Origin of the sequence: Vibrio lentus (genome assembly GCF_030409755.1) — a bacterium.
Lineage (GTDB): Bacteria > Pseudomonadota > Gammaproteobacteria > Enterobacterales > Vibrionaceae > Vibrio > Vibrio lentus.
Genome location: NZ_JAUFQE010000001.1, coordinates 797,050 through 816,020 on the forward strand (window position 1 = coordinate 797,050; position 18,971 = coordinate 816,020).

17 protein-coding genes and 1 pseudogene are annotated in these 18,971 nt (G+C 44.1%); 7 read left to right on the top strand and 11 right to left on the bottom strand.

The features are described 5' to 3' along the window. Positions 1 to 179 precede the first annotated feature (179 nt). Entirely contained in the window at positions 180 to 914 is a 735-nt protein-coding gene (locus QWZ07_RS03290; protein ID WP_009844781.1) for an RNA methyltransferase, read from the top strand. A 271-nt stretch (positions 915 to 1,185) separates the two neighbouring features. On the opposite strand, the gene fdxA is transcribed toward QWZ07_RS03290, so the two are convergent. Beyond that, positions 1,186 to 1,509, bottom strand: a complete 324-nt coding sequence (fdxA, locus tag QWZ07_RS03295; protein ID WP_050650887.1) for a ferredoxin FdxA — start codon at positions 1,507 to 1,509, stop codon at positions 1,186 to 1,188. A gap of 258 nt (positions 1,510 to 1,767) precedes the next feature. Here fdxA and QWZ07_RS03300 point away from each other — a divergent pair. After that, positions 1,768 to 3,400: pseudogene (locus QWZ07_RS03300) on the top strand (NAD(P)/FAD-dependent oxidoreductase). A gap of 132 nt (positions 3,401 to 3,532) precedes the next feature. Here the strand turns inward: QWZ07_RS03300 and bluB are convergent. After that, a complete protein-coding gene (gene bluB / locus QWZ07_RS03305) occupies positions 3,533 to 4,201 on the bottom strand; it encodes a 5,6-dimethylbenzimidazole synthase (protein WP_192852789.1) in 669 nt (222 codons plus the stop codon). Between the two features lie 167 nt (positions 4,202 to 4,368). Here bluB and QWZ07_RS03310 point away from each other — a divergent pair, with 167 nt between their 5' ends. The 3 genes from QWZ07_RS03310 (at position 4,369) to QWZ07_RS03320 (ending at position 6,775) form a co-directional block, all read left to right on the top strand. Then, positions 4,369 to 5,565, top strand: coding sequence for a DEAD/DEAH box helicase (locus QWZ07_RS03310; RefSeq protein WP_017109066.1), 1,197 nt, complete (start codon positions 4,369 to 4,371; stop codon positions 5,563 to 5,565). Between the two features lie 112 nt (positions 5,566 to 5,677). Next, positions 5,678 to 6,082 carry a PPC domain-containing DNA-binding protein gene (locus tag QWZ07_RS03315; protein ID WP_192852788.1) on the top strand — a complete coding sequence of 135 codons (405 nt, stop codon included), beginning with the start codon at positions 5,678 to 5,680 and terminating at the stop codon, positions 6,080 to 6,082. A gap of 69 nt (positions 6,083 to 6,151) precedes the next feature. After that, a complete protein-coding gene (locus tag QWZ07_RS03320) occupies positions 6,152 to 6,775 on the top strand; it encodes a 3'-5' exonuclease (protein WP_192852787.1) in 624 nt (207 codons plus the stop codon). A 90-nt stretch (positions 6,776 to 6,865) separates the two neighbouring features. On the opposite strand, the gene QWZ07_RS03325 is transcribed toward QWZ07_RS03320, so the two are convergent. Next, complete coding sequence (locus QWZ07_RS03325) at positions 6,866 to 7,702, bottom strand: DUF6279 family lipoprotein (RefSeq protein WP_192852786.1); 837 nt, start codon at positions 7,700 to 7,702, stop codon at positions 6,866 to 6,868. A gap of 304 nt (positions 7,703 to 8,006) precedes the next feature. Between QWZ07_RS03325 and QWZ07_RS03330 the strand changes: the two genes are divergently transcribed. Beyond that, positions 8,007 to 8,180 carry a hypothetical protein gene (locus QWZ07_RS03330; protein ID WP_017107867.1) on the top strand — a complete coding sequence of 58 codons (174 nt, stop codon included), beginning with the start codon at positions 8,007 to 8,009 and terminating at the stop codon, positions 8,178 to 8,180. Positions 8,181 to 8,263: 83 nt separating this feature from the next. Here QWZ07_RS03330 and dbpA read toward each other — a convergent pair whose 3' ends face one another. Further along, on the bottom strand, positions 8,264 to 9,643 hold the full coding sequence (gene dbpA / locus QWZ07_RS03335; RefSeq protein ID WP_017109063.1) for an ATP-dependent RNA helicase DbpA: 1,380 nt from the start codon (positions 9,641 to 9,643) through the stop codon (positions 8,264 to 8,266). Between the two features lie 190 nt (positions 9,644 to 9,833). On the opposite strand from dbpA, the gene QWZ07_RS03340 reads away from it, so the two are divergent. After that, entirely contained in the window at positions 9,834 to 10,508 is a 675-nt protein-coding gene (locus tag QWZ07_RS03340) for a prepilin-type N-terminal cleavage/methylation domain-containing protein (RefSeq protein WP_102560530.1), read from the top strand. Positions 10,509 to 10,621: 113 nt separating this feature from the next. Here the strand turns inward: QWZ07_RS03340 and QWZ07_RS03345 are convergent, their stop codons facing one another. From QWZ07_RS03345 to QWZ07_RS03375, 7 genes are all read right to left on the bottom strand, one after another. Beyond that, positions 10,622 to 11,530, bottom strand: coding sequence for an aldo/keto reductase (locus tag QWZ07_RS03345; protein WP_192852785.1), 909 nt, complete (start codon positions 11,528 to 11,530; stop codon positions 10,622 to 10,624). Positions 11,531 to 11,747: 217 nt separating this feature from the next. Next, entirely contained in the window at positions 11,748 to 12,341 is a 594-nt protein-coding gene (locus QWZ07_RS03350; protein WP_192852784.1) for a hypothetical protein, read from the bottom strand. A gap of 211 nt (positions 12,342 to 12,552) precedes the next feature. Then, positions 12,553 to 13,497 (bottom strand): PstS family phosphate ABC transporter substrate-binding protein, encoded by a 945-nt coding sequence (locus QWZ07_RS03355; RefSeq protein WP_102351493.1) that lies wholly within the window; start codon positions 13,495 to 13,497, stop codon positions 12,553 to 12,555. Next, positions 13,497 to 14,135 (bottom strand): OmpA family protein, encoded by a 639-nt coding sequence (locus QWZ07_RS03360; protein ID WP_065111395.1) that lies wholly within the window; start codon positions 14,133 to 14,135, stop codon positions 13,497 to 13,499. Before QWZ07_RS03360 ends, QWZ07_RS03355 begins: the two co-directional genes overlap by 1 nt. Beyond that, positions 14,135 to 15,448 carry a TolC family outer membrane protein gene (locus QWZ07_RS03365; RefSeq protein WP_065678872.1) on the bottom strand — a complete coding sequence of 438 codons (1,314 nt, stop codon included), beginning with the start codon at positions 15,446 to 15,448 and terminating at the stop codon, positions 14,135 to 14,137. The genes QWZ07_RS03360 and QWZ07_RS03365 overlap by 1 nt, the downstream gene beginning before the upstream one ends. Positions 15,449 to 15,481: 33 nt before the next feature. Further along, positions 15,482 to 16,807 (bottom strand): HlyD family type I secretion periplasmic adaptor subunit, encoded by a 1,326-nt coding sequence (locus QWZ07_RS03370; RefSeq protein WP_065104558.1) that lies wholly within the window; start codon positions 16,805 to 16,807, stop codon positions 15,482 to 15,484. Continuing rightward, positions 16,800 to 18,959, bottom strand: a complete 2,160-nt coding sequence (locus QWZ07_RS03375) for a type I secretion system permease/ATPase (protein WP_192852783.1) — start codon at positions 18,957 to 18,959, stop codon at positions 16,800 to 16,802. Before QWZ07_RS03375 ends, QWZ07_RS03370 begins: the two co-directional genes overlap by 8 nt. Between the last annotated feature and the right edge of the window lie 12 nt (positions 18,960 to 18,971).

Below are 18,971 nucleotides of genomic sequence, written 5' to 3' on the forward strand. Positions count from 1 at the left end.
TAGCCTTCTCGGCTCAGCGAAACTTAGGCAAGTAAATCACATAAGAGCGCGCTATTTAGTGCGCTTTTCTTTTTTAAGTGGGTTGCTTTTGCTTTTTATGTGGATCGCATTGAGCCATCACGCTTTTGGTTCTCCAACCTTTGCTCTATAATGCGCGGGCTTATATCTAGGATAAAAACATGATTTCAAAAAACCAATTAAAACTCCTTCGTGCTTTGGGCCAAAAGAAACAACGTAAAGCCCACGGCCTGTTTCTAGTTCAAGGTGAAAAAAACGTACTTGAGCTGTTCAATAGTGACTTAGTCGTTAAGAACGTCTTTGCTACGGCTGATTTCTTATCTGAAAATCACGCATCACTATTTGAGTTTGATTGTGTTGAAGCCTCGCTGGATGACCTAACCAAAGCGAGTACTTTGGTGAGTAACAATGCGGCGATTGCTGTTGTTGAGATCCCAACGTTTGAATTACCAAAAGCTACTGGGTTAATGATTGCACTGGATGGTGTATCTGATCCGGGCAACCTAGGTACGATTATTCGCGTAGCAGACTGGTATGGCATTAAGCATATCGTGGCGAGCAGCGATTGTGCAGACCCATACAACCCGAAAACGATCAGCGCGACCATGGGCAGCTTTGGCCGAGTACACGTAAGCCAAACAGACTTACCTGAATACTTAGAGCAAGCGAATCTGCCTGTTTACGGGGCGTTCTTAGAAGGAGAAAGTGTTCATAAGACGGAGTTTACTGCCAACGGTATTTTGCTGATGGGCAGTGAGTCTCACGGAATTCGTGAACACGCCGCTAAATTCGTGACTGATAAGATTACGATTCCAGCATTCGGTGGCGCAGAGTCTCTGAACGTAGCAATGGCGACGGGTATTATTCTCGACAACATGCGTCGTCAGCATAGCTAATCGATTCAAGAGTAAACTACTAAATAGAACTCGCGGATATGAAGAGCAAGATTCCCTATCTTGCTCGTCCCTCGCTGTAGGGAATGACGTAACTTAGAGATAGAGACAAAACCAACCACCAGCTCTCACCGCACAAAGCCTCAAATAGATTTTGAAATGTAACGTTAGTAGGTAGGTCAATAATTAACTGGATCATCAGCCGTCATCCTCAAGAAGGAGGGACGACTGAGTTGGGGATCTTTTTTGGGAAGGCTTATTTCAAGTAACAGAATTACTTTTCTAGCATTGCCAACTTATCAGCGACACCATTCCACTTTTCAGCTTCATCCATCGGTGCTTTGACTTCAGTTTGTACCGGCCAGATTTCGGCAAGCTCGGCATTCACTTCAATAAAGATCTTTTGATCTTCTGGCAGTTCATCTTCTTGGAAGATCGCTTGAGCGTCGCATTCAGGTACACATAAACCACAATCAATGCATTCGATTGGGTTGATTACCATGAAATTCGGGCCTTCATGGAACGCATCTGCGGGGCATACCGCCACACAGTCTGTGTATTTACATTGAATACAGTTATCGCCTACGACAAATGCCATGATGCTCTGCTCTATAAGTTAGTCAAAATTGAAGAATGGAGGATAATACTCATCCCAAAGCAAAATTCAACATCATACGGCTCTAATATCGTGTCTATTTGCTCCATGTTTCCAAATTAGTATGACAGATAAATCAATTTCTCGTAAAATGCGCGCCATTGTGAGCTTACTGCTTCTTTGAAACCTCGGCTTTTACACTCAGCTTTACAGGTTCAATAAGCGGTCTAGCTAAGACACCTATAAAGACGAGACATCGAAATGATACGTTTAACCGAAATTAAACTCCCTCTAGACCACGAAGAATCAGCCATTCAAGACGCTATTGAAGCGAAGCTTGGCATTAATTCTGATCAGGTACTTTCTTTTAATATCTTTAAACGTGGCTACGATGCTCGTAAGAAATCAAAAATCTTACTTATCTACACGCTTGATGTTCTCGTTGAAAACGAAGCTGAGTTGTTAGAGCAATTCATTAGCGACCCGCACGTAAAAGTGACTCCTGATATGGAGTACAAGTTTGTTGCTAAAGCGGTTGAGAACCAAACTGAGCGCCCTGTCGTTATCGGTTTTGGCCCTTGTGGTTTGTTCGCTGGCCTAGTGCTTGCTCAAATGGGCTTCAATCCAATCATCGTTGAGCGTGGCAAAGAAGTTCGTGAACGTACTAAAGATACCTTTGGTTTCTGGCGTAAACGTACTCTGAACACTGAATCAAACGTACAGTTTGGTGAAGGTGGCGCAGGTACATTCTCTGACGGTAAGCTATACAGCCAAGTAAAAGATCCAAAACACTACGGCCGTAAAGTAATCGAAGAATTCGTTGCTGCGGGTGCACCAGAAGAAATTCTATACGTAAGTAAGCCGCACATCGGTACCTTTAAACTGGTTACCATGATCGAGAAGATGCGTGCTTCTATCATTGAGCTAGGTGGCGAAATCCGTTTCAGCACTCGTGTAGACGACGTTCATATGGAAGATGGTCAAATCACTGGCCTAACACTTTCTAACGGTGAAGAGATCAAATCTCGTCACGTAGTACTGGCTGTTGGCCACAGTGCTCGTGATACGTTTGAAATGCTGCACGAACGTGGTGTTTACATGGAAGCTAAGCCTTTTTCTGTTGGTTTCCGTATCGAACATAAGCAAGCGATGATCGATGAAGCTCGCTTCGGTAAAAAACGCAGGTAATCCTATCTTAGGTGCAGCGGACTACAAACTAGTACACCACTGTAAGAATGGCCGCACTGTATACAGCTTCTGTATGTGCCCGGGGGGTACTGTGGTTGCTGCGACTTCAGAAGAAGGTCGCGTGGTAACTAACGGCATGAGCCAATACTCACGTGCAGAGCGCAACGCAAACAGTGCCATCGTTGTGGGTATCGACCCAGAACGTGATTACCCAGGTGACGCACTAGCAGGTATCCGTTTACAACGTGAATTAGAAAGTGCCGCTTATGTTCTAGGTGGCGAGAACTACGACGCCCCTGCACAAAAAATCGGTGACTTCCTAAAAGGTCGTGATCCAAGTGAAATCGGTGAAGTAAAACCATCATTCACACCAGGTATCCACCTAACTGACATTTCAAAAGCGCTACCTGATTTTGCTATCGAAGCGATTCGTGAAGCAATCCCAGCCTTCGAGAAGAAGATCAAAGGTTTCTCTACGCCAGACGGTCTACTAACAGGTGTTGAGACGCGTACGTCTTCTCCTGTCTGCATCAAACGTGGCAAAGACTACCAAAGCATCAACCTTAAGGGCTTCTTCCCTGCAGGTGAAGGTGCAGGCTACGCGGGTGGTATCCTATCTGCTGGTATCGACGGTATTAAAGCGGCGGAAGCGCTAGCACTGTCTATGGTTGAACAGAACCAAGCTGAGAAGATTGAGATTGCTTAGGCTCTCAATTTATTTATCTAAATGGGTTTGTATATCTAAATCAGATAACAGCTAGCAAATATCAAAAAGGGCTCAATGAGCCCTTTTTTAGATCTTGATACTAGCCATCGAGATTAATGCCGGCAGATGCAATTACTCTTCGTCTGACTTGATTTGGCCTGAGTTCCACTTCCCTTCATGAATCGCGGAATTGACGTCTCTTCTTGGTAACCAGCCCATGGTTTCAAGTTCTGGCTTATCTTTGAAGTGGTCAACGTAGCCGATACATAAGTACGCCACGATATCGATGTTTTCTGGGATATCTAATGCGTCTCGCAGTGTTGAGTCGTGAAGAATACTCACCCAACCTAATCCTAGGTTTTCGGCTCTAGCTGCCAGCCATAAGTTTTGAACCGCACACACGGTGCTGTACAGATCCATCTCTTGTTTGATGGTTCTACCTAACACGACCTTTCCGGTTCGGTTGCGGTCGCAAGTCACGCATATACCTATAGGTGATTCAACAATGCCTTCAAGCTTTAGGCGCTTGTACATCGCCTGCTTTTCATCGGTAAACATTTCAGCAGATTCAGCATGTGCCTGATTAAAACCGGCTTTGATTTGTTGTTTGGTTTCGATATCACGGACAACGACAAAGTCCCAAGGTTGCATAAAACCAACACTGGGCGCATGGTGCGCTGCGGTTAGCACACGCATCAAAACGTCTTCTGGGATCTCATCAGGAAGAAACTGACCACGAACATCTCGGCGAGAAAAAATCGTTTTATATACTGCGTCGCGTTCATTCGGCGTAATTTCCATACATCCCTGTCTTATCGTCGTCTTATTGAGCCAGTATTATCCAACTAAAGTGTCTATGTTACTAGCGGTACACAAGCAACATGGTAGAATGCCGCCATTAATCTTATCCTTGTATAAGATTGTTGAACCTTTCCATCGCTATTTAGCCAAATCATACCGAGAAACTTATGCCATTTTCCAAGCTTGGATTAAGCTCACCTATTGTTAAAGCCGTTGCAAAACAAGGCTATGAAAAGCCAACCTCTATTCAAGAAAAAGCAATTCCGATTGTGCTTTCTGGTAAGAACCTAATTGCTGCTGCACAAACAGGTACAGGTAAAACTGCGAGCTTTGTTCTCCCTATCTTAGAAATGCTAAGTAAAGGTGAAACACAACGTAAAAAACGTATTCGTGCTGTTATTCTGACACCAACTCGTGAGCTTGCGATTCAGGTTGAGCAGAACATTACTAAGTACGCGAAGTTCCTAAACCTAACATCATTAGCGATGTACGGTGGTGTTTCGTACCAACACCAAAAAGACCGCTTGATCGAAGGTGTCGATATTCTTGTGGCAACACCAGGTCGTTTGATCGATATGTACGGACAACGTGCCGTTCATTTTGATGAAGTTGAAGTACTGGTTCTTGATGAAGCCGACCGCATGCTAGACATGGGTTTCATCGAAGACATCAACAAGATCATCGCGCGTTTGCCACAAAACATTCAAAACCTGTTGTTCTCAGCAACGCTATCAACGCCAGTGCGCGCACTAGCGAAAAGCGCAATCAGTGAAGCGGAAGAAATTTCTATCGCCAAAACTGACGCTTCTAAAGCAAACATCGAACAATGGCTAGTTACAGTCGATAAAGACCGTAAGTCTGCACTATTAAGCCACATGATCACTGATGGTGAGTGGGATCAAGCGCTTATCTTTATCGAGACTAAGCACGGCGCGGCTAAGTTGGTAGCTCAACTTGAAAAGCGTGGTATCGAAGCGGAAGCTTTCCACAGTGGACGTAGTCAAGCGATTCGTGAAAAGATTCTGGCTGATTTCAAAAAAGGTCGTCTAAAGTATCTAGTTGCGACAGGTGTTGCTGCTCGTGGTATCGATATCGATAATCTAAGCCGCGTAGTGAACTACGACATCCCATTCCCAGCGGATGACTATGTTCACCGTATTGGTCGTACAGGCCGTGCTGATGCGTCTGGTGAAGCGATCTCTTTCCTATCGAAAGATAACTTCAAGAACCTGTGCATTATCGAAAAACGTCTTGGTCACTTGATTGAACGTCGTGTTGTTGAAGGTTTCGAACCACGCAAAGAAGTGCCAATCTCTGTATTGAACTTCGTTCCTAAAAAGAAAAGAGAACAGCAACAAGACTAAGTAATTTCAGCTATAGAAAATGAAAAAGTCGCGTTAGCCAAAATGAAAATAAAACGAAGCCCATGTGGCTTCGTTTTGCTCTTAGAAATACATATAAAGTTGAGGCAATAAGATGATCACTCCTATCGCAACGAGATTAACCCGCGGCCAAGACCTAAAGCTTGAGATCCAAAGGTTAGTGACCACACACAACATCTCAGCGGGCTCTGTCGCGTCTTGTGTCGGATGTGTCTCTCAACTCAATATTCGTTTAGCTAATGCGAACAACACCAAGCTAATAACAGCTCCGTTCGAAATCGTGTCTGTAATGGCAACGCTAACCCCGAACCACCAGCATATTCATATATCCGTTGCTGATGAAAATGGAAATGTGATTGGTGGGCATTTGCTTGAAGGGACGATTATCGCAACCACCGCTGAATTGATTGTTCACCGCTACGATACTTTGACCTTCAACAGAGAGCATGATGATTCGACGGGTTACACTGAGCTCACTATCAGCAGCAACACACAATAGATTGACCAATAGCAACACCAGTGCCCCATATAAAGCGATACAACTAAATAAATAGTATTAGGAAACACGATGGCTCCAAACTCCGCAGACTCCGTTATCGTTCTCGATTTCGAAACCACAGGCTTATCACCAAACATGGGTGACCGAGCGATTGAAATCGGTGCGGTTAAACTCGTTAACGGCGAAGTCGTCGACACCTTTCAGCAACTCATGAACCCAGGGTTTCGTGTTAGCGGGTTCATTGAAAGCTATACCGGAATCAGTAACCGTATGTTAAGCACAGCGGCTAGTTGCAGCGAAGTGATGGATGAGTTTGCAGACTTTATCCAAGACAGCCAACTGGTTGCTCACAATGCGTCGTTTGATAAACGCTTTCTAGACGCGGAATTAGACTTTATTGGTCGAGACTATACGGGTAAGTTCGCTTGCTCAATGTTGATTGCTCGCCGCCTAATCCAAGACGCGCCGACTCATAAGCTAGGCGACCTTGTGCGTTTTAAGAATATTGACAACGACGGTACTTTCCACAGAGCGTTAGCCGATTCAGAAATGACAGCACGGTTGTGGTTATTGATGATTGATGAGCTTCAAAGTGACCACGGTATTCAACAGCCGAGCTTTCAACTGATGCAGAAAATATCTAAGACCGCTAAAGGCTCGATTCCAAAGCTGCTGATGAGTAATCGCAATTAAAACCCTAAAGCTCAACACATAGAAAGAAACAAAGGCTGATTCGTTTCACGAGGTCAGCCTTACCATGTACCGATGTTATTTAGAGCCGCACTACTCCTGCAGTGCTACCAACGTTGATTTAAGGCTTTCTAACTCATTCATAAAATAAGACCATTGCTTATCACTAGTCACTGCCGCGATATCCACCAAAAACTTCGCTGATGTCTGCATATTCTTTTCAAGCTTAGACTCCAGTTCTTGCGGATAATAAGCTTCATTGTTCAAAAGCAGGTTCATAATAATTGGCTGCGCAATATGTAGGTCAGTCTTCTTTTGCATGAGTGTTGTGAGATCTTGGTATGTATTATTTTGATATTGGCGCCAGTTATCGTTGGTATTTACCCACTCTTTAGACCAAGTCGAAATAATCTGTTTTTGCTCTTTCGATACCGTCCCTAACCACCGCTCTACCCTATCTTCTATTCGACTCCGATATCGCTTTCTCGAACCTTCATCATTCAATGATAATCTTTCTTCGTAATACTCTTGCTGTTTTTCTCTAAAGTTCTTTAAGAACTCTGTATCTTGCTCAGGAGTAAGCTGCATACTTAATGCATAAATATCAGGAGAAAACTTATTAACGATAGAGCGAATACGATTTTTAGTTTGTTCACTCTGGTCAATGATAAAAGCTGAGTTCATATCAGAACGATCTAGATTTTGAATCGCTTCTAGTTGCGAGATATACAGCGGTAGTTGAGTTTCTTTATGCCATTGCTGTAATAAGTCGAGGCGCTCTTCGAGCTCGACTTCTTGACTATTCGATAGAGAAACAAAGTCTTCAATATAGCTAATCGCAAACCAGCTTATATTGTTATAGGCAAATTTAGTCCCGCAGCCAGCGAATACAAAACAGACCAATAATACTAACCATCGACACTTTCTCATTTAACCCTCTCACGATATTCAGTAAAGCCACAATTCCATTAACTCACCCTTTTAAGGCTAGCTCTGGTTCTTATAACGCTAGTTTTAGCTCTTATAAAAGTAGCCTTAATAGGAGGTGGCCGTAAAAACTTTGAGATAAATTGAGACTCAGACTTGCTAATCTAACTATTTCGGCAAATGATTAAACTAAAAATAATTAATGGCAGTGATGTAACTTGATTTTTATTGCTCATTTGACGTAATACGAACCCTATAAACGAATGGTTTGCTTATTTTCAAATGATTAATATTTGGGAGGTAAGCTATGGCCGCTACTCCTCATTATACAAGCGAGTTAGAGTACGAGCTTTGTTATTTTGACGATGGGAAACTAACCACAATTACGATATCCGCTAATAATCGACAGGAAGCGATGACTTGGTATCTTAGCGAAGGAGGACATATCAACGATTTCTATTCGATCAGACCTGACGAATAAACGTTTGATACGTTACTCACTGTGGAACACCCTTTACTGCGTTATCACTAGCATGACTAGCAGTAAAGGGAGACAATCTCGAATTACTTCAGAATTCGGGCGCGGAACTGACGGCCCTTCATTTTACCTGATTCGATTTTACCTAATGCTTTCTTAGCCATTGATCTTTCTACAGCAACGTAAGCACGCATCGCGAACAAGTTGATCTTACCTACTGATTTACCATCAATACCGCCTTGACCTGTCAACGCACCAAGAATATCACCTGCGCGAAGTTTAGCCTTCTTGCCACCATCAATCTGGATAGTAACCATGTTTGAGTAGTATGGTTTAGCAATTGGTTTTGCTGGCATCTGAGACGGTTCGATTGGCATATCCATGTACTCATCAATTTGAGCAACACGGTGCATCTCTTTTTCGCTAAAGAAGCTGATAGCGACACCTTTGCTTCCTGCACGTCCAGTACGACCAATGCGGTGTACGTGAACTTCAGGATCGCGAGACAACTCAAAGTTGAATACAGCATCTAGGTTATCAACATCAAGACCACGAGCAGCAACATCTGTTGCAACCAAGATAGAGATGGTTTTGTTTGAGAACTGAACCAAAGCTTGGTCACGTTCACGTTGTTCCATGTCGCCATGAAGCTCGATAACACTGAAGCCACGGTGGCTTAGCTCGTCGTTTACGTTCTGGACTTCTTTCTTAGTGTTACAGAACACAACCGCTGATTCTGGTTGATGATGAAGAAGCAGTAGCTCTAATGCATCATCACGAGCTTCAGTACCTTCAACTTTGTAGAAATGTTGCTGGATGCTTGAGTGATCGTGCGTTGATTCAACCTTCACCATTTCTGGGTTACGCATGATGCGGTCTGCAACAGATTTAATCTGTTTAGGGAAAGTCGCACTGAACAATAACGTTTGACGATCTTTTGGTGCTGCTTCAATAACAGCATCTAGTGCATCTTGGAAACCCATTTCTAGCATGCGATCGGCTTCATCCAACACAAGTGTGTTCAACTCAGACAGGTCAATACGATCTTTCTCTAGGTGGTCAAGGATACGACCAGGAGTGCCCACAAGAATGTGTGCGCCATGCTCTAATGAACCAATTTGTGGTCCCATTGGCATACCGCCACAAAGTGTCAGCACTTTAATATTGTGAATACCACGAGCAAGAGTACGGATCTCTTTTGCTACTTGGTCTGCAAGCTCACGAGTCGGACATAACACTAAAGACTGAACACGGAAACGCTTAACGCGTAGGTTCTGCAGCACGCCTAAACCAAAAGCAGCTGTTTTACCTGAACCCGTTTTACCCTGACCGATAACATCCTTGCCATCCAGAATAGTAGGAAGACTTAACGCTTGAATAGGCGTCATTTCAGTATAACCAAGAGAATCTAACGTATTTAGAAGCTCTGGTTTAAGGGCGATTGAAGAGAATTTTGAAGTGCTCAATGGAAATATCCAACTGGTGAAAAACAGAGTGCATTATGAGTGTTTTTGAAAATTATTCCACCTTAATCACAGTTTTGAAGAAACAAACAACCATAACAAATATTTATCGGTTAACTGTGTTAATTAACCATAAAATACGGGATACTATAAAATCAAGTGAAAACTCGTTAACCCCTTAGGATTCATCAGCATGGAAAAAACTTCGTTGCGAAAAGGCTTCACACTATTGGAGCTGGTCGTTGTCATTGTCATACTCGCCGTTATCGCTGTCATCGCGGCTCCACGTTTTTTATCTATCGCTGATGATGCAAGGGAAGCAACAAGCCGCGCACTGTTTGATAACTTCCGTGCTGGAGCTGAGATCTACCAAGGAGCTTGTTTAGCGAGAGGTGGAGATGTCACTGAGCTACAAGGACAAAACACTTCAGATTTCAATATTGATGGTATCTATTCTAACTTTTCAGGAAGCTGTTACCCTGTTCGCAACAGCAATACAGGGGTGCGTAGAGATATCAACAACGCGAGAGGCTGTTACGAACTGTTCCAAGACATCGTCAACAGTGATCATTTCGAAGATATCAACTTTGGTAGCGGTGGTTGGAAAAATGGAGAAACGGTTAAGGAAAGTGAGTTGATAGCGGCTCGTGATGCTGGTTATCAAGTGTATATACATCAAAGATCGAAATACTTTTCATACTGTCACTACTACAACATCGAAGGTGATTTAAGTAATGCACCTTACCTGCTTTACAATGCGGTTGATGGCACTATGGTCTCGGGGACAAAAAACCTGTCGAACGGATTTACTTGGACAGATGAACTATTAGAGTACCCAGTTGCTACTCCCCCGCCATACGACAAATAGCTATTCACAATGAGCCGTTTCAAAAATACCCATTTTAGAAATTAATAAACACGTCTCAAAACAAAAAAAGCCAGCTTTGTTAGCTGGCTTTTACTTCTATTTAGAATCGTTTCCTATGGCACACCGTGACCTTTAGAGGCAACCCATACGCGATACCATTGCTCGCGAGTCAGCTCGATTTTCAGTGCATCAACGGCCGTCTTCACACGTTCAATCTTACCTGAGCCAATAATCGCAATCGGATTAGACGGTAAACGACGAACCCAAGCGTAAATTACTTGGTCAATGCTATCTGCACCCACTTCTTGACGAATCGCCTCTAGCTCATCACGAACACGAATCGCTTGCGCTGAATCGCCACTGAAGATGCTACCACCACCGAGACAAGACCACGCCATTGGACGAATACGGTTCATCTGCAGTTGATCCAGCGTGCCATCATGGGCGACTTCGAAGTTCAATGGATTGATTTCAACTTGGTTAGTCACCAGTGGTTTACCTAGTCGAGATTGCAGTAAGTCGAACTGACGCGGTGAAAAGTTAGAGACACCGAAGTGCTTAACTTTACCGACCTTATGTAATTCAGCGAACGCTTCTGCTACTTCATCTGCATCCATCAGTACATCTGGGCGGTGAATCAGTAATACATCAAGTTCGGTTACACCCAAACGCTCTAGAGAATTATTTACTGATTGGTAAATATGCTGCGCGCTGGTGTCATAGTGATTGATCTTACGATCTGGAGTGTGGTCACCACACAAGTTGATGTCGCACTTGGTGACGATTTGAATATCATCACGGAGGCTTGGCTCAAGCGCTAATGCTTCACCAAACAACTTTTCACATTGGTAGTTACCGTAAATATCCGCGTGATCAACAGTTGTGATGCCAAGATCAATGTGCTGCTTCAGGAAAGTCAGGCGTTGTTGCGGGGTCATGCCCCACTCTGCTGTACGCCAGTATCCTTGCACCAACTCAGAAAGTTCTGGGCCTTGTGGCGCTGTCGTTACTCTTGCAACCATGGGTTGTCTCCTTTATCAATACTGCACGTATCCTAAGCTCGTTTTACCGAAGGCTCAACGTATAACAAATGGCAAAGGTAAACGCTTACTAAAAATGTGAGAGCCACAGAAAAACGAACACTTAAATGAATAATAGCTTGCTGTCTGCCCGTCAACCGTTCTCCTGAAAGGCTTGTTTACTCTGATGAATGACGAAATCATCTATAAATTTGAACAATTAAAAGCGATTTAGTTCAACCGTTAAGTTGTCACCATCACTATGTAACTGAATCCAAGGAGCTGAAGAACGAGAAGAAGATGAGGAAGAATTAGGCACATTCCATACACTCACTTGTTCAGAGGATTGATGCGGTGAGTTGATGAATTCGACGAGTTGTTTATCTACCTTGTCGTAACCAACTCCCTCACGTTTCGCTTGTTCGAGTTGAGCGACGACATCAAAATCATCCTCTCCAATGCGAATTGAACTGAGAGCAAAGCCATCTTGACGAAGATATGCCTGAAGCTTTGTGTAACTTAGGTTCGAATATGGCAGATTAAGGCGAACCACTTCGACGCTTGAGTCACCCAACTCCAGTTCAACATAAACATCCAAATCGTAATATTGGGTTAAGTCACTGCACAACAGAGTGCCTTCAACTTCGCCACAATCCATAAGATCGATATCGTTAATATAGTTTTGAGAACTCGGTTGAGTTGGGTCGCTATTGAATACTGTTCGCAACCACCAGCTTTCACTCGCTTGCGCAGAAAATGAAAAGGTACTCAGAGCCAATAACAAAGGTAGGATTAAGACAGGAAGAGTTCTCATTATTTGTGCTTATTTCACGCGGTACGGAGCGTCCATTATACGTGACCAATCAACAAACAACCGCTCAAGCCACAAATTTTAGGCGAAAAAAAACGGGCATACATGCCCGCTAGATAAATTCTATCGCCGAATAACGTAATCCGTCACGTTGAGAACCATTACGGAACTAACAATACCATTCCGACGACTTACATACAATACACCGTACCAATTATTTATAACCACCTTCTATTGCAGGCTCTTCAAGCGATAATCTGACTTTGTTACGCTGAATAGCTTCTGGCGGCAAACTGATGAAACCGTATTGGTTCAACACGCCTTGATGCTCTTCCGACAGAGTAAGCCCCACAAAGAACTTCTCTTGTTCCGTAAAGCCTTTGCGATGCGCAGGAATATTCAGGTACATATAGTAAACCGTTGCCAATGGATAACGACCTGAGAGAATCGTTTCTTTGTTCAAGTCGTAGTTCACGCCTAGATTATCAACCACGCTCAGCCATTTCACATCCGAGATTTGGTCTGAGTAAACCGTGTAACCAATCGCAGCTTCTTCATCTTCAATCTTATTAATGAGGTCAGGCAAGTCCGCTAAGAATTGAGTATGAGCATAATCTCCTTCCGTTCCACATTCGACCCAGCTTGAAAAGGTAGTGTGCCCTTTTAGGTTGTGATCGATAGCAAAAGGCAACATATGAGTATCTAGGCTTTCACCGTTACGAATATCACTGCTTGGTAACCATTTAGGGTGCTTGGGATCGTTAGAACAGCCAAACACATCGATAAGCTCAGCAACACTAATGGATGTGGCGGGGTTATTCTCATTCGCCAGAATAGCTATTACGTCTGCTGTAAACATTAGCTCAGTCGGTCTGTAGCCGTAGCGCATGTCGAACCTAGCCATCTCTTTGTCAGTCCACTTTTTGGAAGTAATACCAACACGTGAGCGTTGCATGATCATCTGCTCAGGAACACTGTCACTCAACAAAATTTCTAGATCGATCTCTTGGCTCTCAAGCAAATCTTTAACAAGCCCTTCCATGTTCGGTTCAATCGCGACCAAACCAATATCACTCACGTCATTCGCTAACGTTGATACGGAAAAAAACGCAGGTACAGCAGCAAGCAGTAAGCCCGATTTATTAGATAGACGTTTCATTACTGGCCTCCTACTGGATCAATCGATGTCTTAGATTCAACATCACTATTGCTGTCGAGCTGCATCTCTGAGGTAAAGATATTCCAAGATGGATTCACTTCCATGCTCTCTGTTTTTAACACCGCAATGGTTCTACGCTTACGCTTGTGAAGGTGCTGAGTTAAGCTGGTTATCTGAGTAAATTCTTGTTCGAAAATTCGCTCTCCATCGATACCTCTGTCAATCAGAGCATCTCGAATCACGCCAGTCCTTTTCTTGGCAAGTGCTTTGTTATAAACGTTAGTACCTTCTGAACTCGTATCACCAACTAAGGTCACTGATGCATCTGGCTGTTCACCCAGTAAACGCACTAACTCGTTGAGAACGGCCGTGTGTTCAGGTTTTAGAACGTATTTATCGAAATCAAATGCCACGCTTAACACTTCAACATCTTCGACGATTTTCCAATTGGCACAGCCTTTAATGTCTACCGTCACACCTTCTGGTGTATCAGCACACAGATCGCGTTGGTTAATCACCCCATCACGGTCATCATCCGCGAGATCATCAATTTGATGGCGAGTCATTGTCGTATCGGGCGTTTCTGCACAACCCATTAGCAAGATAGAACTCAGTAGCGCTAGTTTAAAATATCTCATTACTTGTTCTCCCCTTGCCACTCTTCTGGGTGTTCAACCCTTAATGCGTAAGTCAACATGCCCATCGCGTTCAATACGCGGTATGCCGCTAATGTTTGATCGTATTCAGTGCTGATGAAGTTTCTTCGAGCCAAGAACACTTCCACTTTTGCATCGAGCACATCCAGCAAGCTTCGTCTGCCAACATTGAACTGTTGGATATAACCAAGCTCTGCGATTTTGGCTGCATCCACGTTCTGTTGAAGAAGGGACTTTTGTTGTTCAAGCATCTTGTAGGCGTTCCAAGCGAGCTGTGTGCCCTCTTTAACCTCACGCTCCGTTCTTAATCTGATCGCTCTTGCTTCTTCAACTCGCCACGCAGATGATTCCACGCGAGAGTCGGTAGAGAAGCCATTAAACAAATCGTAATCCATCGTTAACATGATACGCGCATCTTCATCGACACCACCCGGTGGGTTAGATACGTTGTCATTTTTGTTGGCATGAAGCTCGAGTTTAAGCTCTGGGTAGTAATCTCCTTTCTCGCGGCGCATTTCTTTACGAGCGGCATCAATATCAAGCAAAGAGGCTTGGATTTCAGGATGGTTCTCGACAGCCTGTTCAAGCGCGACCTGTGCTGAGCTTGGTAACAAAGCATAATCAAAACGTGGATAAACCAAGTTCACAGCAGGCTTGCCTACTAAGCGTAGGTACTGAGTTTGTAAATCAAACAGGTTGTTTTGAGCAGCGATTAATGAAGATTGCGCCGTTGCAACACGGGCAGAGATCTGAGCCAGATCCGAGTTACTACTCAAACCTTTGCTCTTTTTATCTTGGATATCTTGGTAGATCTCTTGGTGTTCTTTTACGTTACGCTTAGACAGTTCAAGTAACGTCTCTGCCTTGAGAATATCGAGGTAGTTTCTCACCACATCTAACGAGACGTTTTCAGCTCGCGAAATCAGGGTTAGACGCTCAGCTTCCGCTTCGAAGGTTAATCGGTCTACATTCGAGGTCGTTTTAAATCCATCGAACAGTAACTGAGATACTTTAACGCCAATTTCCGTTCTCGTTAGGCCTCTATCATCGGTATCGAGTTTGCTGCCACTGTTGTAGCGTGTCTCTTCATAACCTGCTGCCGCGTACAAGTTCACTTGTGGCATATACAAACCACTCGCCGCGTCTCCGTCTCTTACCACCGATTGATATCGGGAGTACTGCGCCAATATCTCTGGGCTATAGTCGATGGCAAAGGCCACAGACTCTTCTAATGAAGCTGCTTGAGACAGTCCACTCATTAGTAAGCAAGAAGAGAGTAAGAATTTTGAATGCATTACACTTCCTTTTATATTTATGCTCAACGCACTTCATCGTTCGCGAAGTGAGTTTTCCTTAGCTCGTAAAATAGGTTTTAACCAATAACTCAATACTGTTTTTTCTCCGGTCAATATATCAACCGCGACTTGCATCCCTGGGATAATGCTAAAAGCAGAGTTTTGTTGTTGGTCTTCGTTTAACTGAATATGGGCGCGATAATAGGCATTACCGTCTTCCGTTTGTAAGGCGTCGGCACTGACATAAATCACCTCGCCTTTAAGTCCGCCATAAATGACAAAATCATAGGCCGTGAATTTGACTGTTGCCCCCAGTCCCGTATGAACAAACGCGATATCTTGCGGAGAGATTCTCGCTTCAACAATCAAATCGCTGTTTGATGGAATGATCTCAATGATCGGCTCGCCGGGACGAACAACACCGCCAATGGTACGCACAAAGACCTCTTTTACTGTGCCATCAACAGGCGCTAATATTTGTGTTCGCTTCAGTTGGTCGGCGATCGCTTGTTGGCTTTCATTCAATTGCGCTATTTTGCTGGCAACTTCGTTCAGTTGGCCTTGTACTTTGGCACGAAAATCTAACGCGATGCTGCGGTGGTCAGCTATCGATTCTGAATAAGCCGCTATCTGTTTCTGAGCCGCCACTTTCGAGCTGGCAATATCACCTTTCAGTTTAACCACATCACGGTTCAGTTTCAGCAACTCGACTTCTGCTACAGCACCGCTGGCAACCACATCTTTCAACATGTTGCGTTCTCGAATCACGATATCTAGGCTGCTCTCTAAAGTCTGAATATTATTGAGCGTATCGACACGTGCTTGATCTTGCTGCTCGATGCGAAGTGCCGCCTCTTCCAGTTCAGACTTCAACTGTCCTAAACGCTCTCGATAGTTCGCCTTAGCATTCATTAACGCGGGATGGCTTGATACATCGACAACAATATCTTGCGGTACTAAGACCACTCGTTCAAACCACTCTTTTGCATCATTATTTAAAACGACTGTCGCCAGCTCCGCTTTCAACCTTAATTGTTGGGCCAGCAAGGTATCTGCTTGTTGAGCCGACTCTAAAAACGCGGCTTTAAAACGTGTATCTTCGAGCTTAGCCAGAGGCTGTCCTTTCACCACTGATTGGCCTTGTCGCACCATGATTTCTTGGACAAGACCGCCCTCTAAACTCTGAATGGTTTGTACAGAAAGGCTAGGAACGACTTTGCCCTCGCCGATAACCACTTCTTCCAATGTTGCCCACGTCGCCCAACCGATAATAGAGACAATGAGTAGAGCACTTAGCCAAATCAGCTTACGAGAACGGAATGCCAAGTGGTTGTTGGTCCATTGAATATCATTACTCATGACGACCTCCCTTCACCACTGAAACCGTCTTAAATCGACTCGCCCCTTTGGGTACACTTTTCTTCTGTAGAGAGAGGATATCTTTTGGCTCACCCTCAGCTACGATTTGACCTTTATCCAACACAACCACTCGGTCACACATCATCAAGAATGAAGATTTGTGTGAGCTGATCAGCATTGAAGTTTCTCTTGGCATACTTTGAAGTGCATTGAAGAACTGTATCTCAGCTTGATTATCTAGCGCACTAGTAGGTTCATCCATAATCAATAGTTTTGGACAGCGATACAATGCTCTCGCTATTGCCACAGCTTGTCGTTGGCCTCCTGAAAGCAATCGCCCACCCTCGCCGACTGGCGTTTCTAAGCCGTTGCTCAAGCGCCCCATATAACCGTTGAGCCCTGACTGTTGCAGCGCTTGTCTTAGCTTTTCTTCATCAACGTTAGTCGCACCTAATGTGACGTTGTCGTAAACACTACCAAAGATAAGATTAGTGGTTTGTCCAACCCATCCCATACCGCTACGCAAGACACTGGTAGGCCATAATTGCCCGTCAATCTCTTGGTAAAAAGCTTGCCCTGTTGTTGGTAAATACTGACGAGCCACAATCGATAAAAGTGTGGTTTTTCCAGAACCTGCCGCACCGACAAGACCAACTCGCTCGCCCGGCTTAATATCAAGAGAAATCTCTTTCAACGCAGGGCTTTGAGTATCAGGATAGGTAAACGTGACCTCATCTAATCTGACTCCACCAGCAAAATCACCCTTGTCGATCACTTGGTGCTTAGATTCTTCTTGCGGTAAGTCCATGATCTGGTTGAGGCCTTCAACGGCTGAGCGTGTTTGTTGGAACCTCAGCATTAAAAAAGAAAGTTGATTCACTGAGCTCGCAGCACGCCCACTCAACATCACCACCGCTATCAAACCACCCATGCTCAGCAAGCCTTCAGAGATCTGATACACACCGAATATGATCAGAGTGATGGTGACGATCTGCTGACTCGACTGAATAGAATGAGTCACAATGTTAGAGTAATGACGAGATTGAGTCTGCCATTGAGAGAGCGATGAAATCGTCTGTTCCCAACGTTTCTGAGCGATTCCCTCAGCGTTGTTTTGCTTGATATCCGGAAGGGTTGTTAAGCAGTCAAACAGCTGTGCTTGTCTTTGTGTCGATAAACGTGCGGTTTCATCGAATGTTTTCTCGACTTTGCCTTTCATCGCAATGCTCAGCACAATCAAGACCAACATGATCGCGACAGGGATAAACATCATCGCACCACCGAGCCAGCCAATAAGGAATAGGAACAACAAGGTGAATGGCAGGTCGACTAAAGTAACCAGAGAAATAGAAGTGAAGAAATCTTTAACGCTATCGAAATCTTGAAGCTGTCTGGCAAATGCGCCTACTGATTGAGGTCGATTTTCGAGCTTCATACCAAGGACTTTAGAGAACAATTGAGAAGACAACTTGTTATCAATATAGCGCCCAGCCATGTCAGTCACAGAGCTTCGTGAGCTTCTCAATACCCAATCAAAAATAACAACAATACCAACACCTGCCGCCAGAACCCAAAGCGTGTTAAACGCTTGGTTCGGAACCACGCGGTCATACACGTTCATAGTAAAAAGAGGCACGACTAGCGCGAGCAAGTTGATCAAGAATGAAGCGATAAACAGGTCTCTGTACCAAGGTTTTACTTCTTTGACGACACGCCACAACCAACGAGTGTTGGACTTATTCTCGCTGCGTTCATGGGATTGAACACGAGCATCATCGAGAGCTTGAGCACCCACTTGCCAAACATACGATTCGACTTGAGCAACCAATTCTTTTAATGAAGTTTGTTGGTTTGAGTTGGTTTCGCAATCCAATACTTGAAAGTCGTCACCGGAACCTTGAGTGACAACAAGGGGGCTCCCTGTCGCGGAATTAACAGCAACAACGGGGAACTGACATTGAGTCAGTAATTCTTTTTTTACGTGGCTCAGAGTTAAACCCGATTTCTCAATCGCTCTTGGGAAAAGGGACTCATTGAGCCTTCCTTCGACTAAAGGTAGGCCAGACACTATTTTGGAAGGATGGCTTCGAACATTAAAATGCTCACATAACCACTCAACACAACCTAGCCAGCTGTCTTTTTGTTCTACCAATCTAAACTTCCT

What these genes read in the sequence shown, in the direction of transcription:
- QWZ07_RS03290 (WP_009844781.1), top strand. Translation starts at nt 180, where the DNA reads ATGATTTCAAAAAACCAATTAAAACTCCTTCGTGCTTTGGGCCAAAAG.
- fdxA (WP_050650887.1), bottom strand. Translation starts at nt 1,509, where the DNA reads ATGGCATTTGTCGTAGGCGATAACTGTATTCAATGTAAATACACAGAC.
- bluB (WP_192852789.1), bottom strand. Translation starts at nt 4,201, where the DNA reads ATGGAAATTACGCCGAATGAACGCGACGCAGTATATAAAACGATTTTT.
- QWZ07_RS03310 (WP_017109066.1), top strand. Translation starts at nt 4,369, where the DNA reads ATGCCATTTTCCAAGCTTGGATTAAGCTCACCTATTGTTAAAGCCGTT.
- QWZ07_RS03315 (WP_192852788.1), top strand. Translation starts at nt 5,678, where the DNA reads ATGATCACTCCTATCGCAACGAGATTAACCCGCGGCCAAGACCTAAAG.
- QWZ07_RS03320 (WP_192852787.1), top strand. Translation starts at nt 6,152, where the DNA reads ATGGCTCCAAACTCCGCAGACTCCGTTATCGTTCTCGATTTCGAAACC.
- QWZ07_RS03325 (WP_192852786.1), bottom strand. Translation starts at nt 7,702, where the DNA reads ATGAGAAAGTGTCGATGGTTAGTATTATTGGTCTGTTTTGTATTCGCT.
- QWZ07_RS03330 (WP_017107867.1), top strand. Translation starts at nt 8,007, where the DNA reads ATGGCCGCTACTCCTCATTATACAAGCGAGTTAGAGTACGAGCTTTGT.
- QWZ07_RS03340 (WP_102560530.1), top strand. Translation starts at nt 9,834, where the DNA reads ATGGAAAAAACTTCGTTGCGAAAAGGCTTCACACTATTGGAGCTGGTC.
- QWZ07_RS03345 (WP_192852785.1), bottom strand. Translation starts at nt 11,530, where the DNA reads ATGGTTGCAAGAGTAACGACAGCGCCACAAGGCCCAGAACTTTCTGAG.
- QWZ07_RS03350 (WP_192852784.1), bottom strand. Translation starts at nt 12,341, where the DNA reads ATGAGAACTCTTCCTGTCTTAATCCTACCTTTGTTATTGGCTCTGAGT.
- QWZ07_RS03355 (WP_102351493.1), bottom strand. Translation starts at nt 13,497, where the DNA reads ATGAAACGTCTATCTAATAAATCGGGCTTACTGCTTGCTGCTGTACCT.
- QWZ07_RS03360 (WP_065111395.1), bottom strand. Translation starts at nt 14,135, where the DNA reads ATGAGATATTTTAAACTAGCGCTACTGAGTTCTATCTTGCTAATGGGT.
- QWZ07_RS03365 (WP_065678872.1), bottom strand. Translation starts at nt 15,448, where the DNA reads ATGCATTCAAAATTCTTACTCTCTTCTTGCTTACTAATGAGTGGACTG.
- QWZ07_RS03370 (WP_065104558.1), bottom strand. Translation starts at nt 16,807, where the DNA reads ATGAGTAATGATATTCAATGGACCAACAACCACTTGGCATTCCGTTCT.